Source organism: Acinetobacter sp. LipI_15, assembly GCF_058242865.1.
The window spans coordinates 2,415,686-2,431,273 of sequence record NZ_JBZAYN010000001.1; the positions used below are offsets into that span (position 1 = coordinate 2,415,686).

12 protein-coding genes, 1 other RNA gene and 2 pseudogenes are annotated in these 15,588 nt (G+C 41.6%); 5 read left to right on the plus strand and 10 right to left on the minus strand.

Annotation, left to right across the window (positions count from 1 at the left end):
- Positions 1–73 precede the first annotated feature (73 nt).
- The 4 genes and pseudogenes from AC4CU0_RS11420 to ssrA all read right to left on the minus strand — a co-directional run.
- Positions 74–838, minus strand: a pseudogene (locus AC4CU0_RS11420) (restriction endonuclease subunit S); the annotation flags it as partial.
- A pseudogene (locus tag AC4CU0_RS11425) lies at positions 815–1,324 on the minus strand (restriction endonuclease subunit S); the annotation flags it as partial. The pseudogenes AC4CU0_RS11425 and AC4CU0_RS11420, both read right to left, overlap by 24 nt.
- Entirely contained in the window at positions 1,324–2,892 is a 1,569-nt protein-coding gene (locus AC4CU0_RS11430; RefSeq protein ID WP_472584967.1) for a type I restriction-modification system subunit M, read from the minus strand. The gene AC4CU0_RS11430 and the pseudogene AC4CU0_RS11425, both read right to left, overlap by 1 nt.
- Positions 2,893–2,963: 71 nt before the next feature.
- Positions 2,964–3,323: a transfer-messenger RNA gene (gene ssrA, locus AC4CU0_RS11435) on the minus strand.
- Between the two features lie 128 nt (positions 3,324–3,451).
- Between ssrA and glpK the strand changes: the two genes are divergently transcribed.
- On the plus strand, positions 3,452–4,936 hold the full coding sequence (glpK, locus tag AC4CU0_RS11440; protein ID WP_472584968.1) for a glycerol kinase GlpK: 1,485 nt from the start codon (positions 3,452–3,454) through the stop codon (positions 4,934–4,936).
- Between the two features lie 70 nt (positions 4,937–5,006).
- Here glpK and AC4CU0_RS11445 read toward each other — a convergent pair whose 3' ends face one another.
- From AC4CU0_RS11445 to AC4CU0_RS11455, 3 genes are all read right to left on the minus strand, one after another.
- Entirely contained in the window at positions 5,007–6,533 is a 1,527-nt protein-coding gene (locus AC4CU0_RS11445) for a DHA2 family efflux MFS transporter permease subunit (RefSeq protein ID WP_472584969.1), read from the minus strand.
- A 6-nt stretch (positions 6,534–6,539) separates the two neighbouring features.
- On the minus strand, positions 6,540–7,691 hold the full coding sequence (locus AC4CU0_RS11450; protein WP_180134778.1) for an efflux RND transporter periplasmic adaptor subunit: 1,152 nt from the start codon (positions 7,689–7,691) through the stop codon (positions 6,540–6,542).
- Between the two features lie 262 nt (positions 7,692–7,953).
- Positions 7,954–8,451 carry a thioesterase family protein gene (locus AC4CU0_RS11455; protein ID WP_180102395.1) on the minus strand — a complete coding sequence of 166 codons (498 nt, stop codon included), beginning with the start codon at positions 8,449–8,451 and terminating at the stop codon, positions 7,954–7,956.
- Between the two features lie 107 nt (positions 8,452–8,558).
- On the opposite strand from AC4CU0_RS11455, the gene hemB reads away from it, so the two are divergent.
- A complete protein-coding gene (gene hemB, locus AC4CU0_RS11460) occupies positions 8,559–9,572 on the plus strand; it encodes a porphobilinogen synthase (protein ID WP_472584970.1) in 1,014 nt (337 codons plus the stop codon).
- A 137-nt stretch (positions 9,573–9,709) separates the two neighbouring features.
- A complete protein-coding gene (gene thiO / locus AC4CU0_RS11465) occupies positions 9,710–10,834 on the plus strand; it encodes a glycine oxidase ThiO (protein ID WP_180134776.1) in 1,125 nt (374 codons plus the stop codon).
- A 21-nt stretch (positions 10,835–10,855) separates the two neighbouring features.
- Here thiO and AC4CU0_RS11470 read toward each other — a convergent pair whose 3' ends face one another.
- From AC4CU0_RS11470 to AC4CU0_RS11480, 3 genes are all read right to left on the minus strand, one after another.
- Positions 10,856–11,791 carry a TIGR01777 family oxidoreductase gene (locus AC4CU0_RS11470; protein WP_472584971.1) on the minus strand — a complete coding sequence of 312 codons (936 nt, stop codon included), beginning with the start codon at positions 11,789–11,791 and terminating at the stop codon, positions 10,856–10,858.
- A gap of 66 nt (positions 11,792–11,857) precedes the next feature.
- Positions 11,858–12,307: an ABZJ_00895 family protein gene (locus AC4CU0_RS11475; RefSeq protein ID WP_168379056.1), complete on the minus strand. Its 450-nt coding sequence runs from the start codon at positions 12,305–12,307 to the stop codon at positions 11,858–11,860.
- 394 nt (positions 12,308–12,701) lie between these two features.
- Positions 12,702–13,646, minus strand: a complete 945-nt coding sequence (locus tag AC4CU0_RS11480) for a GGDEF domain-containing protein (protein WP_180010028.1) — start codon at positions 13,644–13,646, stop codon at positions 12,702–12,704.
- Between the two features lie 169 nt (positions 13,647–13,815).
- On the opposite strand from AC4CU0_RS11480, the gene AC4CU0_RS11485 reads away from it, so the two are divergent.
- Together AC4CU0_RS11485 and AC4CU0_RS11490 are read left to right on the plus strand one after the other, a co-directional pair.
- Positions 13,816–14,193: a VOC family protein gene (locus tag AC4CU0_RS11485; protein WP_180004259.1), complete on the plus strand. Its 378-nt coding sequence runs from the start codon at positions 13,816–13,818 to the stop codon at positions 14,191–14,193.
- Positions 14,194–14,326: 133 nt separating this feature from the next.
- Positions 14,327–15,580, plus strand: a complete 1,254-nt coding sequence (locus AC4CU0_RS11490) for an exonuclease SbcCD subunit D C-terminal domain-containing protein (RefSeq protein WP_490743177.1) — start codon at positions 14,327–14,329, stop codon at positions 15,578–15,580.
- Positions 15,581–15,588: the final 8 nt, after the last annotated feature.

Genomic DNA, 15,588 nt, shown 5'->3' on the forward strand with positions numbered 1-15,588 from the left:
TTTCAGTACTTTCTTAAATAAAAAAATCCCGCATTTGAATAAATGCAGGAATTTTATGAAACTCTATAAACAATCAGACAAACATTTGCTGTAACAAGCCTTTTTTCCACTGTTTGGCTTGTTCTATTTGCAGTGCAACGACTTCAATTTTTTGATCAATGGCTGATAGGAAATTAGCGATTTGGGTTTGTTCTTCTATGCAAGGGACAGGTATTACAACACCAAAGAAGTCCTGATTCCTAATGTGAACTTGTGTACTTCCAACCATGATAGATTGCATAACTAGCCGATACGCTTTTGTATTTGAAAAATGAATTAAGTAATTTTTATTTAATTCTTCCTTAAGCTTAAAACCATACACGCCTTGTGCCAAAATATACTGTTTATTCTCTGAATACCTAACAATGTACCCAATACTAGGACCACTAGGAACTAAGTCACGTAAAACCGTAATTAGATAGGTATGATCTACTGTATTTTTTAAGTTAGCTTTAAAAAAAGATTCTCTACAAAATGTTGGCTTATTTTTATCTAAGTTCAAGTAACCATTTGGAACAATAGCTTTTTTAGGTATGACCTCATATTTACTTTGTTCTACAAAGTCGCCTGGTGTTAAAGATGCGCCTCCTATATGTTTTATAATAAAATTACTTAAAGCTTTATTTTCCCACTCCCCAAACTCACTCCCATCATCCGCTTTAAAACGAATCTGTTGGCTAAACAGTTTTTGCATCATGCCCTGTTTATATTGGCTCAGTAGTTCATATTTCTGAGTTAGTAGGTTAATCTTTTCATCCACAGCGGAAAGAAAAGAAGCGATTTTTGTTTGTTCTTTAATTTTAGGAAGATCAAATGAGAAATCACCAATTTGTTTTAAATTCAAATTTGGTTGTGCGCCTGTAGAAATATTTGAATCAATATATTTTTCCATCAAAGGTGAGTTCAATACCTTTGATACAAATACATTGCTATATTCTTCTTTTAATCGAACTATTGCTAAAGCCTGATTTGTATTCGCAGGTAAAAATTTCTTTTGAACAATGGCATTTTTACCAATCGTAGCTCCGGCAATGGCAAATAATATATCACCTTCTTTAAGGACCGATCTTTTCAATTCTTTATTATGAATTTCACTATTAATCGTCTGACATTTGGATAGATCAAACCCATTTTCAGTAATAGCTTCAATTTTTAAGAAGTTTATATCACCATTTACAAATTGTTTTGGAGTAGTTCCTTTTGTCACCAAACTACTAATTTCTAGTAAACAAACAGAACTCCAATCACCATCAAACTCTTTAAACCGCAATTTAGGCGAAGCCATTACTTCACCTCCGCAAAAGGTGAATCAATGCCGAGTTCTGCACAAAACTTAGAAATTTCTGCATCAGTTTTTAGGCTTTCAACCTCTAAGGCTTGAAGCTGTTTCGCTATTGCATCTAAATCAATTTCAGCTTCCGCTTCAAAAGTATCGACATAACGAGGAATATTCAAATTGAAATCATTGTCAGCAACTTCTTGCAAACTTGCCACATATGCATATTTTTCAATATTCTGACGATTTTCAAATGCACCAACAATATTATCTAAATGCTCAGGCAAGAGCTTGTTTTGATTCTTTTGCTTATCGAACTCGTTGCTCGCATCAATAAATAAAATATTGTCGCTATGCTCACGGTTTTTCTTCAACACCAACACACAAGTCGGAATAGTCGTGCCATAGAAAATATTGGCAGGCAAACCAATAATCGTATCAATCACATTTAACTTTTCAATTAGATGCTTACGAATATGCCCTTCACTCGAACCACGGAACAAAACTCCATGCGGCAGTACAATCGCCAAAGTCCCATTTTCATCTAACTGATAAAGCATGTGCTGTAAAAACGCCATATCTGCCTTAGAACTTGGAGCTAGCTTGCCAAAATCACGAAAACGCGGATCGCTTAAGTATGACTCACTCGCAGACCACTTTGCCGAAAATGGTGGATTCGCTACAATCGCATCAAATTTCAGTTCCATATGCTGTGGACGTTTTAAAGTATCCTCCTGCTTAATTTCAAACTTTGAATAATGCACATCATGCAAAATCATGTTCATACGCGCCAAGTTATAGGTCGTACGATTCATTTCTTGACCGTAAATCGCATCCACATCGCCGACTTCACGCTTTACACGTAGCAATAAAGAGCCTGAACCGCAAGTCGGGTCATATACACTGCGTAGACGCTCTTTACCTAACGTGACAAGTTTTGCAAGCAAAGTCGAAACCATTTGCGGCGTATAAAACTCACCTGCTTTTTTACCAGCACCTGAAGCAAATTCACCAATGAGAAACTCATAAGCATCGCCTAAAATATCAGACTCAGTATTCGACAGATCAAAATTAATATCGTCTAAATGTATGATCACACGGCTAATCAGCTCATTGCGGTCATCAGGCGTATTTCCTAACTTGGTCGAACTTAAATCCATGTCTTCAAACAAATGCGAAAAATCATCTGCCGCATCTGTACGCAGCGTACTTTGCTCAATTGCCTTAAGGGTTTTAATTACATCATCCAAAATGTATTTTTTTGCTCGAGCCAATGTTGCCATACTATGGAACAATTCTTGTGGCGCTAAGAAATAGCCCATACTGGCAAGACATTCTTCACGAACAGCACTCAAATATGCTTGATTAATTTCAGTATCTTCAACCAATTCTGCAAACTTAATTTGATCAGGTGATAAAATTTCGTTGGCATTATTTTGAATTTTTTCAGACAAATATTTGTAGAAGATCAAGCCCAAAATGTAATCACGGAATTCATCTGCCCCCATTTTACCGCGCAAAGTATTGGCAATATTCCAGAGTTGTTTTTGCAGTTCTTGAAGCTGGACTTGAGTCATTGTTGTACCAAAAAATGTTTTTAATTAATCATAAAAAAAGCCGAACCCGAAGGTTCGACTTTTTTGAATTTTGGTGGAGATGGCGGGAGTTGAACCCGCGTCCGCCAGCACTACGCTCGAGAATACTACATGCTTAGATATCGTCTATTGATTTAGCTCTTTGTGACCCGACGAACAGGGTACAAATCGCGATCCTTTAAGATTTAGTATAAGACCCCAAGGCTTGATCTTATACGGACTTGTGTGCGTTCGCTTCAGTCGGGACCCCTAACCACAAGTATTCAGGGATGCGGACAAGCTGCCCTTAGGCAGCTAGAGCGTAAGTTTCGTCGTTTGCGACTAAAATATGCAAATTTGATTTACGAGAGAAAATGCGCTCTCGACATGCATCTATGAGTTTCATCACCAGCGTCGAAGCCAGAAACATCCCCAAAGTAGCGTCATCATAGCATAACTGCAAAAAATTGCGATGCAATTTCGAAACAATTACACATTGATCTGCGCTTAATTACATAATTGCGTTAATATTTTATTTTTCAAGACCGCAAAAGAAAAATATATGAGCTATTTATTGGCACTCGATCAAGGAACGACTTCAAGTCGTGCGATCATTTTTAACGAACATGGACAAGTTCAAGCTACAGCTCAACGGGAAACCCATATTCAAACCCCACATTCGGGTTGGGTGGAGCAAGATGCTCAGGAAATTTGGAGTACCCAAATTGCCGTCGTACAGCAAGCGCTCGCTTCTGCCCGTATCCTCGCCAAAGACATTAAAGCCATTGGCCTGACCAATCAGCGTGAAACCACTGTGGTTTGGGATAAACGCACAGGTCAACCGCTCGCTCCTGCAATTGTCTGGCAAGACCGCCGTGCAACCGAGTGGTGTGGGCAACTAACTCAACAAAACCTCAATGACCTCATTCACAAAAAGACCGGTTTACGTATCGACCCCTATTTTAGTGCTGGGAAATTGGTCTGGTTATTAGAACACACCCAAGGTCTACGTGAACTCGCAGAGCAAGGTCATGTGGCTTTCGGCACGATTGACAGTTGGTTGGTGTGGAACCTGACACAAGGTGCAGAGCATGTGATTGAAGCCAGCAATGCCTCACGAACCATGCTAATGAACTTGCAGCAACAAGCTTGGGATGAAGAACTCTTAGAATTATTTGATATTCCCCTGTCGGTCCTTCCTAAAATCATCAGTTCAGATGAATATATTGCAGATACCGCTACAGGTTTACTTGGCGCAAACATTCCCATTACCGGCATTTTAGGTGATCAACAATCCGCGCTATTTGGACAGTCATGCTTTGAAGCAGGAACAGCAAAAAATACCTATGGTACTGGCTGTTTCATGCTTTTTAACACCGGCACCGAAGTTCAATATAGCCATAATAAATTACTCTCGACCCTTGCATGGCAAGCTCAAGGTCAAACCCTTTATGCACTTGAAGGCAGTGTATTTATGGCTGGCGCTATCGTGCAATGGCTAAGAGATGGTTTAGGGATTATTCAAAAAAGCAGTGATGTTGAAAAACTTGCGTGCCAAGTGGAGCATACCGATGGCGTGGTTCTGGTTCCTGCCTTTACTGGGCTAGGCGCTCCACATTGGGATAGTGATGCCCGCGCCCTCCTCTGTGGAATGTCACGAGGTACCAATAAATCCCACATAGCTCGTGCCGCCTTAGAGGCCATTGCCTTTCAAGTGTCGGATGTATTGACCGCCATGCAGTCAGACCTGTCTAGTCCACTTAAAGAACTCCGTGTCGATGGTGGTGCCAGTAGCAATGATATGCTGATGCAATTTCAGGCCGATATTTTAAATGTGCCTGTACTGCGTCCTAAACTTTTAGAATCAACTGCATGGGGCGCTGCCGCAATGGCCGGACTCAAAGCGGGTGTGTTTTCAAATCTTGATGAAATTGCCGCATCATGGCAATTAGAACGTGCTTTTGAACCAAAAATGAATGCAGATCAACGTGAATTTCATTTGGCTCAGTGGCAATCTGCACTTAAACGGGCGCGCTCGGACCTTTAATTTTTTTCAATCTACACCGTATGCAATAAAAAACCACTCATTCGAGCGGTTTTTTTATACTTGATAATATTTAATGTGCATGAGCACCACCCACACCTGCTTTAGGTCGTGGACAGAGCCAAATGATGAGTGCAGCGAATATAAAGACACCCGCCAGTACTAAAAACACATGATTGGCTGAAAGCGTTAAGGCTTCTTTATCCACCAAACTGGAGATATATCCCAAAGCAGCTTCTGAACTCATTCCATGATTCACCAAGGTATTTTGTACCTCAGTAGCATGTAAATTACTGACCATTTCACTGCGTGCGACTTTGGTTTGATCATCCCAAATGGTAACAGCAATCGATGCGCCAATAGCCCCAGCCATGGTTCTTAAGAAGTTCATCAAACCTGCCGCAGATGCCATGTCTTGTGGCAGTACCGATGCCAAGGCCATATTGGACAAAGGAATAAAGAAAAATGGAACGGCAAAACCTTGTAATATTTGCGGCAAAGCCAAAGCCATAAAGTCTGCATCCGTAGTCCAAAAGGCGCGCATAAGGGTTACACCGCCCAAGATACTTAAACCAAAACTCGCCAAAGCACGTTGGTCGTATTTGGTTGCAAGCTTCGCAACAATTGGCGACATGGTCAGACTACCGACGCCCATCGTTGCAGTGAGATAGCCTGCCCACGTTGCGGTATAGCCCAAGTTGATCTGTAACCACTGCGGAATCAGGACAATACTGCCAAAAAAGGCACCAAAACCAAAGGCCAAAGCCAAGACCGAAATGGTAAAGCTTCGGTACTTAAACAGCAGTATATTCACCACAGGATGCCGCTCAGTCAGCTCCCAAATCGTAAAAACGATCAACCCGACAAATGCCGTCAGTGCCAGTACCACGATAAATGGATGATTAAACCAATCTCGTTCATGACCCAAGTCCAACATCAATTGCAAGGCACCGATCCACAACACCAACAGCAGTAAACCACCGCGGTCAATTTTCAATTTCTGTGTTGGAGTTTCAGCCGTTTTCAGTAAGCGCATCGCTGCGATTGCACAACCGATCCCGACAGGAATATTGATAAAGAAAATCCAATGCCAAGATAAATTATCACTGATCGTACCACCCAAAATTGGACCTAAAATGGGGCCAACTACAGTGGTCATTGCCCACATGCCCATGGCTTGGGATTGCTTTTCAGGAGGGAAAATACGCATTAACAACGTTTGGCTCAGTGGCATAATCGGGCCACCAAACAAACCTTGCCCAATTCGGCAAAACACCAACATTTCCAAACTGGTCGATAAACCACACAGTATCGAAAATACAGTAAAGCCAAACAGGCTGATCACAAAAACCCGTACAGAACCAAAGCGCCCAGCGAGCCAACCGGTTAATGGCACACAAATCGCTTCTGCCACAGCATAAGAGGTAATGACCCATGTCCCTTGGGATGCCGATACTGCAAGGCTACCAGTAATATGCGGCACAGATACATTGGCAATGGTCATGTCGAGCACAACCATAAAGTTCGCCAATGCCAAGACCAAGGCAGCGAGAATCAGACGACCACCTTTCAGGTCAGTCATTTGCATTTGCTGATTCATAGGCAATTACTTCGATTTCAAGTCAATCGTCGCTTCCATAGACAGCCCCACACGTAGTGGGTGTTCTGCCAACTCTTTTGGATCTAAACGAATCCTCACAGGTAAACGCTGAACCACTTTAATCCAGTTTCCTGTGGCATTTTGTGCCGGAATCAAGGCAAATGCTGAACCTGTGCCACCAGAAAAACCAGTGACTATGCCATTAAATTTAACTTTGTCACCATACAGATCAGACGTCAGTTCAACTTTTTGACCCGCTTGCACCCCTGCCAATTGACTTTCTTTAAAGTTAGCATCGACATATAACTGAGAGACTGGCACTACCATCATTAATGACGTTCCCGGTGCAATGCGTTGTCCAACTTGAATATTACGACGTGTCACCACACCATCAAAGGGTGCTTTGATTTGTGTACGTTCTAAGTCCAACTGAGCTTGTTGTAGACGTGCTTGTGCAACTAAAACATCTGGGGTTGAGTTTTCATTGCTGTCTTGAATTAATGCATCATTCGCAGCTTTATTACTTTGTGCCGCTTTTTGACTAGATTTGGCTTGAGCAAGTCCTGCTTGAGCCACATCAAAACTAGCTTTAGCTGTATTCACAGCACTTTGCGCTGTGCTTAATTCTTCTTTAGAAATCGCACCTGAAGCAGCCAATTGTTGACGACGTTGTAATTCATCTTGAGCTTTATTCAGATCGGCTTGTGCCTTGGCGACTTGTGCGCTTGCACTATGAATTGCATCATCACTGACAAAAATTTGTGAGTTTAAAGAGCTGCTATTCGCCGCAGTTTGTTTGTATTGGCGTTTTGCTTTAAGTAATTCAGCCTGTGCCTGAGCTAAGGCAATTTCAGCATCGCGCGCATCAATGCGAACAAGCACATCGCCTTTTTTCACTTGCTGCGTATCACTCACCAAAACATCTGCCACTTGCCCCGTGACCATCGAGGTAATCGACGCTGTTTCTGCACCGACATAGGCATTATCGGTACTGACGGAATGATTTAGAAATATTGACCAAATCAAATACATCACCAAAGCAATCACGATCAATACAGCCACTATACCAAGGCCTTTTTTTCTGCGTGCTTTTAATTCCTGATCGGTGGGCTGCTTTGTAGATGGGGTTTCTGGCAGGTTACTAACGGTATCTGTCATAGATTTGTCCTAAATCTAGCAGACTTGGTCATGGCATCATGAGCTTTGCAAAGCATGTCAACTTTGCTGTCAGATAATGGTGTCGTGAGAAAGTCTATCTTCTTCAATTTTCCGGCATTTTAAAGCTAAAAAATCATATCCTGAGAATAGAAAATGTAACTCGTCAGTCTTTTTTTCGTCGGCAACAGGATAAAATCATGCCCTGCTGCCAATACTGGACTTTATTTTTTCATCATTTTGAATGTGTTAACTTAAAAATGGCTTAATAAGCATACGATGCAATCGCCGTTGCAATCGCTTTACCTTCATCATTAACCATGGTCATACGCATAGTGCAACCCTTACGGCCTAAACGTAAGGTTTCAGCTCGTGCAACGAAATACTGTCCACGTCCTGGCGCCAAATAATCCACACGCATATCGACGGTCGCTAAGCGAGATACCTTTTTACTCGTTTCTGCTAGATCTTCAGCTGTGGCCTTTTTATACAATTCTGCCATTGCAGAGATACCACCGATACTGTCGAGTAAAGTTGCCGCAACACCACCATGTAAAATTTGGAATGCGACATTTCCTATTAGATTACTGGCCATGTCCACACGTGCTTCGATCTGACCATCGATCACCGTCATTTTCATTGCATTGTGTACAAAAAATGGGGAGCTGTTAAATGCTTGAGCAATGTTATTTAATAAAGTATCGATTTCATTCTTCGAGTTTAGGTCAATATTACCGGTCCAACTCTTATTTACATCTGTCATAGCCTACTCGAATCGCTGTCATTGAATAAAAAAATAATACGGGGTGCGCCAAACCCTCATTATGCGTCTACAATAGTCAAAGTTTAATACTGATCAATGAGATTGTTATGACCTATACGTTCAATCGTCCAGCTTTTCCTGCTACCCGCATGCGTCGCATTCGTAAAAATGACCAGCTTCGCGCTATGGTGCGTGAAACTCAACTGACGACTAATCATCTCATTTATCCAGTATTTGTGTTGCCAGGCCAGCAACAAACTCAAGATATTCCAAGCATGCCAAACGTACAGCGTCTATCTGCTGACTTGTTACTAAAAAAGGCAGAACGTTTACTCGAATTGGGTGTTTCAAAATTAGCTTTGTTCCCAGTTACACCACAGGAAGATAAAAGTTTAACGGCTGAAGCAGCTTGGCATGAAGATGGCTTAGTCCAAAGCACCATCCGCTTATTAAAAAAAGAACTACCAGAAATGGTTCTCATCACTGATGGTGCGCTCGACCCATATACCACACATGGTCAAGACGGTATCATTGATGATACCGGCTATGTACTGAATGATGAAACCGTTGAATGCTTAATTAAACAAGCGCTCAGCCATGCCGAAGCGGGTGCAGATGTGGTTGCACCAAGTGACATGATGGATGGTCGTATCGGTGCGATTCGCCAAGCGCTTGAAGCCAATGGCCATATCTATACCAACATCATGGCCTATTCTGCAAAATATGCGTCTAGCTTTTACGGGCCATTCCGTGATGCGGTAGGTTCTTCAAGCAACCTCAAAGGTGGCAATAAATATAACTATCAAATGGACATCGGTAACCGTGCTGAAGCTTTACATGAAATCGCACTCGATATTCAAGAAGGCGCCGACATGGTGATTGTAAAACCGGGTATGCCGTATTTAGATATCGTCCGTGAAGTCAAAGATAACTTCGGTGTTCCAACATTTGTCTATCAAGTGAGTGGCGAATATGCCATGTTGGCAGGTGCCATTCAAAATGGTTGGCTGTCTGAAAACGTGATTATCGAATCGCTTATGAGCTGCCGCCGTGCAGGTGCAGATGGGATCTGGACTTACTTTGCTGAAGATGCAGCACTCATGTTGAAAGACATGAAATAACCTGCAAAGCCTTCCTGAAATGGTAACGTTCAGGAAGGCTTTTTTATATCTGTAAAATTTAAAAAACAGTCTTGGAAGAAAAACTTCGGCGTTGCTGAAGTTAAGATCAAACTCATACATTCATCGGTTAAAAGAACATGAATATTGCCATTATTGGGGCGGGTATTAGTGGTTTACTCAGCGCATTAGAACTGGTTGAACGCGGTTGTACGGTGACGATTTTCGACCAACAACGCACAGGTTCTGCCGCATCATGGGCTGGTGGTGGCATCCTCTCCCCGATGTATCCTTGGCGATATCCCAATGAAGTCAATGCGCTCGCACGTTATGGCAAGCAGAGCTACCAAAAATGGAATGAAAAATTAAAACCTATGACTGGGATTGATTTTGAAATTCATGAAACTGGCATGTTGATTTTTGATGAAGATGATTTTGAAATTGGCTTAGATTATTCCCGTTTGCACCAAGACCCAATGCAACACGCTGATTATTTACAATCCGATCAAATTGAGCAGATTAATCCTCACATTTCAGCACGCTTTGCACATGGAATTTATTTTTCGCAATTAGCCAACATCCGTAATCCACGACTTTTGCAGTCATTAACGGCTTATTTACAGCAGCATCCCAAAGTTCAGATTTATGAACATTGTCTGATCCACCAATTAAACCGTACGGACAATCGTATCCAGTCCATCACCACCGCAGATGGTACACAACATACAGCAGATCAATTCGTTATTGCCACGGGCGCTTGGTCAGCCGCGTGGAGTGAACAACTGGACATTGAGATACCCGTACAACCCGTACAGGGACAAATGCTTCTCTTTAAAACCCCGCAGAACTGGTTGCCGACCATGTGCATGAATAAAGTCATGTACTTGATTCCACGCCAAGACGGTCATGTGGTTTGCGGCTCAAGTATGCGCCAATGTGGCTTTGATACTCAGACAACAAATACAACCTTGCAGCATATTCAAGAATCATGCTTTGACATGGTGCCAGAGCTTGCCAACTTTCCGATTGTGAAATCTTGGGCTGGCCTGCGTCCATCTTCCCCTGAAGGGATTCCGTATATTGGGCAGATGCCAAATTTCGACAATCTATGGGCAAATTTTGGGCATTTTAGAAATGGTTTATGTATGGGACCTGCTTCAGCTCAGTTATTGGCTGAACTGATGACTGGGGAAACGCCTTCATTCAATGCAGACAACTATAGTCCAACTCGCCTGTTTCAAGATGCATTGTTAAGCGTCGAATAATGGTCAATAGGTCAAATTCAACTAAGCCAATAAATCCTGCAAGGCTTCTTTTAACGTCGGAAATTTAAACTCAAAGCCTTGCTGTAATAAAGCAGCTGGCTGAACCAGTTGACCATTTAAAATTAATTGCGATTGCTCACCCAATAAAATTTTAAAAACAATTGCAGGCACATTGAGCCACGGCTTTTTCGCTAATTGACGTGCTGCAATCTGCGCAAATTGAGCCTGTGTCGATTTTTCAGGCGCAACTAAATTAAAAATATGCGGATCGATTGGCGTGGGTTCAAGCAATGCATGTTTTTTCTCTGCTTGTTTCATTAAAAACAGCATACTTCGGATCACATCTTGTATATGTATCCACACAAAAGGCTGCCGACCGGAACCTATTTTGTTGACCAAATTGAGCTGAATCGGTCGCAGCATTTGCGGTAAGATTCCGCCACCTTCAGCCAAGACCACACCTAGTCGTGTGATAATGGTATTTTGTTCAGGAAATTGGCGTGTGACTTGCTCCCAACTTTGGCATAGCTCTGACATAAAAATGGCTTGTGGTGCAGCATTTTCATCGCACACTTTTGTCCATTGTTCTTCAATATCAATACCATAATAGCCAACAGCCGAACCTGAAATAATGCATTTCGGAAAAATTTTACGTTTACGTAAATATTGATACAGCGCTTCTGTGGTTTTGACCCGACTTTCTAATAATTGCTGTTTACGCGTCTCTGTCCAGCGACCTTTGCCGATACTTTCACCTGCAAGATTAATCACATAATCAATTCTGTCATGAGGAATTTGATCGAACTGCTGTACCCAAGTTAAATGTGGTGATTTAGAAATACGCCCAGCCTTACGACTGAGCCCAATCACTTTATAATCCGCAGCTAAAAGTGCCTTGATGAGATGTGTGCCAATAAAACCGCTGCCACCCGTCAGCAGTACTGTGGGCTGATGCATAATTTGTTCTTATCTATATGAAATAATACTGTTATCTATAGAACAAGATCACCAGATGATCAAGCTTTATGCGCCAAACTTTTGAGAAGCCATCCGCTGTGCTTGCGGACCATAAAACCAATAGGTGATTAAATACAAAGGGATAGCCATCAGTAATAACATGATCACCATTAAACTCATAAACTGAGGATGTTGAACATAGAGCATTAAATTTTGCCAAATTTCAGGATCTTTTCTTGAAAAAATTGCGATACCCAAAAGTACAAAACCAAAATTATATAACCAAAAAATCAGGCTAAAACCTAGGGTAAATTTTTTACGTTCTGCCTGTGTCGGTGCTCTCTGATTTTTATTTAAAAACCGAAATAACACCACGATCATGGCAATCAGATAGGGTACGACCGTTAAAATACCACCCACACCCTGTGGCAATAATGCTGCGATCACACCGCAAATACAGGTCATGATTAAACAAATGAAAAAAAACAAGAAAAAATAACGTGTTAAAGACACCATGACCCTAACCCAAGAAGAAGTTGACACCTAGTATAAAAAAAAATGCATTTTTTTTCATTTTCATGTCAACCAATCTGTAATCAGCTACGTTATATAGGGTACAAGGTCTGTAGCAACCGATGATTTGGACGGCATCCACAATGTTTCGGTGACCTTTTTAAAAGCAATAAGTTTCATTTTGAATTTAAGTATGAACAGCAGCCATCACTTAAATTTGAAATCGATTTTTTGACCGACGATTTCATCATCACTCGAATCGTCGGTCTTTTATTTTGTGCCTTATGTATTCAGCATTTAATTTTTATATTCTACACCCAAAAAAATCAGCCGATAAAATATCGACTGACTAAAAACTTGCTGCAACTTTAAAATAAGTCACAACAGCAAAGCCATGTTATGCAGCACAATAGCGATTACGCCCCTGTCTTTTCGCTACATAGAGGTTTTTATCGACCTGATCCAAAAATTGCATTCGATTATCTAGATCTGATGGAATAATGGTTTTTACCCCCATGCTGAGTGTGACGAGTTCAGACACCGCTGAAGCTTTATGCGGTAATCGTGCAGCACGCACGGCCTCCATAATTCTATCGGCCATCACTGCTGCTGCTGCCTCATTGGTTTCTGGTAAAATCCAAGCAAATTCCTCACCACCAAAACGCGCGACTAAATCACGAGGTCGTGTACAACAAGATTCCAAACTTTTCGCAATTTGACGCAGACATGTATCCCCAATCACATGACCATTCAAGTCATTGTATTGTTTAAAATAATCCAAATCGATCAGAATTAAACTCAGCGGCTTTTGCGTGCGGATTGCGTTTAACCATTCACGCTGGTAAAAGTCATCAAACAAACGTCGATTTGCAATACCAGTTAAGCCATCTTTATATGAATATTCTTCGAGCTGACGTTGCAATTTTTGTAGTTGTTCCTCTTGTTTTTTCCGCTCGGAAATATCAAACATAAAGCCGACAAGACAATCTACATCACCATTTGGTTTACGCACGACATGAACAACATCACGTATCCAAAGATATGAACCATCTTCTTTAAGTGCACGATAATCTGCTTCATGATCTATACCAGCCATCGACTGTGAAACACAATAATTCAGTACATAATTACGGTCTTCCTCGTGCATACGTGATGCCCAATCATCTACCGTTTTCCAACTACTTTGTTTCCAACCGAGTAACTTTTCAATTTGCGGTCCAATATAACTAAATGTTTTACTGTCCCAATCAATACACCAAGGAATGGCTAATGTAGACTCTAATAAAGTCTTATACACCATATTATTTGCAAGTTTTTCTTCATCAAAAGGATTATTTGGCATGTTGCATCTCCTGCTACCCCAAATGCAGGTAATACACCTGCTGTACAACAATTGATCTATATACAGGATTAGAACAACATTTTATATTCCTAGTTCTTGGTATTTTTTAGCCTAATTTCAACTCTCTGCTATTTGAAATGTGCAATCCATCAAACAAAGAGTAATAACAATGAACCAGCTCTGCTATTTTGAAATTCAAAGCTCCGATCCAAAGCGTGAAGTTGCCTTTTATTCTGCGGTTTTCGGTTGGTCATTTATCCCAGTTGAAGGGCTACCGATTCAATACTTCCGTATTGAAACTCAAGGCATTCATGGTGGCCTCTTAGAGCGCCCTGCTCAGACTCCACCAACGCACTGCGGCACCAATGCATTTACCTGTAGTTTTGAAGTTGAAGATTTCGACCATATCGCTGAGAAAATTTTGGCGCAGGGTGGTCAAATTGCCATGGAAAAATTTGCGATTCCTGGTCAATGTTGGCAAGGCTATTTCTTAGACCCAGACCACAATACCTTTGGCCTCGTACAAGTCGATTCAAATGCACAGTAACAGCTTAGATTGATGACCTTGTAACTGTCGAGAACGACTTAGTTTGACGTATGAATGATTAATCACCCTCGAAAATGTGAACATCTGTGATACTTTAGACCCCAATCAATTTTTTTGATTTTTGGGGGCTTGCATGACTGTTCGTTTTTTTCATACTTCTGATTGGCATTTAGGACAATTCTTCTATAACCACTCACGTGACTACGAACACGAACAGTTTCTTCATTGGTTACTCGAACAAATAGAACAAAAGCAGCCGCATGCCCTGCTGATAGCTGGCGATATTTTTGATGTCATCAACCCAGCTTCCAAAGCGCAAAAACAGCTCTATCAATTTTTAGCCGATGCGCATGTGCGTGCCCCGCACATGCAAACCCTGATGATCGCAGGCAATCATGACTCAGGTTACCGTATTGAACAAGTTGAGCCATTATTAGAAAAATACCATGCCAAAGCTGTGGGCGTGGTCCATAAAAATACTGAAGGTCAGCTCGATTTAGACCGACTGCTGGTACCTATTTATGATGAACACAAAAATGTAGTGGCATGGTGCCTGACTTTACCTTTTCTACGTGCTGCCGAGATTACCGGTTTTAATGATCAAACCACCAATAGCCAAAACGCCATTGCCTATGTGCATCAGCAATTAATTGCAGAAGCCAAAGCACGTAAAACTTCAGATCAAGCCTTAATTTTAATGTCACATGCCCACATGCAAGGCGGTGAAACGTCGGACTCAGAGCGCCCGATTATTATTGGCAATGAAGAAGCGCTTTCGACTGCCCTATTTGATGATGTAATTGACTATGTCGCACTTGGACATTTGCATAAACCGCAAAAAGTCGGACAGGCTCATATCCGTTATAGCGGCTCACCAATTCCCCTGTCCTTTAGTGAAATCAATTATAAGCATCAAGTGCTTGAGATCAGTATTGACCCGAATCAAAAGGATGAATCACGCTTTCAAATAGAGTCCTTAGCGATTCCGCGCAGCGTGCATTTGCATCGCATCAAAGGCAGCATTACGGAGGTTTTAACGCAGTTATCCGCTTTGGCGAGCGGTGAAATTGAAGATATTGATCAGCGTGAATATGTCGAAATTGAATATCATACCGACACCCCGCCAGCACCTAATTTAAGACAGCAGTTTGAAGAAGCTTTAGCGCCAAACCGTTATCGTTTGGTGCGTATCAGCCGCCGTTATTTAAATTCAGATCAAAATTATCAGCAACAAGCTGCAATCAACCTGGATCCGCCTACGCCTGAAAAATTATTCCAAAACCTTTGGGAAAAACAGGGCTACGGTGCTGATGACACCGTAATGAAAGATTTTTTAAGTTTGGTCGATGAAGCACAAAAATCACTTGAAGATGATGCGAACGCTTAAGGAATTGC

Bases quoted from the DNA above. Each gene is read 5' to 3' on its own strand.
- AC4CU0_RS11430 (WP_472584967.1), bottom strand. From the start codon at position 2,892: ATGACTCAAGTCCAGCTTCAAGAACTGCAAAAACAACTCTGGAATATT.
- glpK (WP_472584968.1), top strand. From the start codon at position 3,452: ATGAGCTATTTATTGGCACTCGATCAAGGAACGACTTCAAGTCGTGCG.
- AC4CU0_RS11445 (WP_472584969.1), bottom strand. From the start codon at position 6,533: ATGAATCAGCAAATGCAAATGACTGACCTGAAAGGTGGTCGTCTGATT.
- AC4CU0_RS11450 (WP_180134778.1), bottom strand. From the start codon at position 7,691: ATGACAGATACCGTTAGTAACCTGCCAGAAACCCCATCTACAAAGCAG.
- AC4CU0_RS11455 (WP_180102395.1), bottom strand. From the start codon at position 8,451: ATGACAGATGTAAATAAGAGTTGGACCGGTAATATTGACCTAAACTCG.
- hemB (WP_472584970.1), top strand. From the start codon at position 8,559: ATGACCTATACGTTCAATCGTCCAGCTTTTCCTGCTACCCGCATGCGT.
- thiO (WP_180134776.1), top strand. From the start codon at position 9,710: ATGAATATTGCCATTATTGGGGCGGGTATTAGTGGTTTACTCAGCGCA.
- AC4CU0_RS11470 (WP_472584971.1), bottom strand. From the start codon at position 11,791: ATGCATCAGCCCACAGTACTGCTGACGGGTGGCAGCGGTTTTATTGGC.
- AC4CU0_RS11475 (WP_168379056.1), bottom strand. From the start codon at position 12,307: ATGGTGTCTTTAACACGTTATTTTTTCTTGTTTTTTTTCATTTGTTTA.
- AC4CU0_RS11480 (WP_180010028.1), bottom strand. From the start codon at position 13,646: ATGCCAAATAATCCTTTTGATGAAGAAAAACTTGCAAATAATATGGTG.
- AC4CU0_RS11485 (WP_180004259.1), top strand. From the start codon at position 13,816: ATGAACCAGCTCTGCTATTTTGAAATTCAAAGCTCCGATCCAAAGCGT.
- AC4CU0_RS11490 (WP_490743177.1), top strand. From the start codon at position 14,327: ATGACTGTTCGTTTTTTTCATACTTCTGATTGGCATTTAGGACAATTC.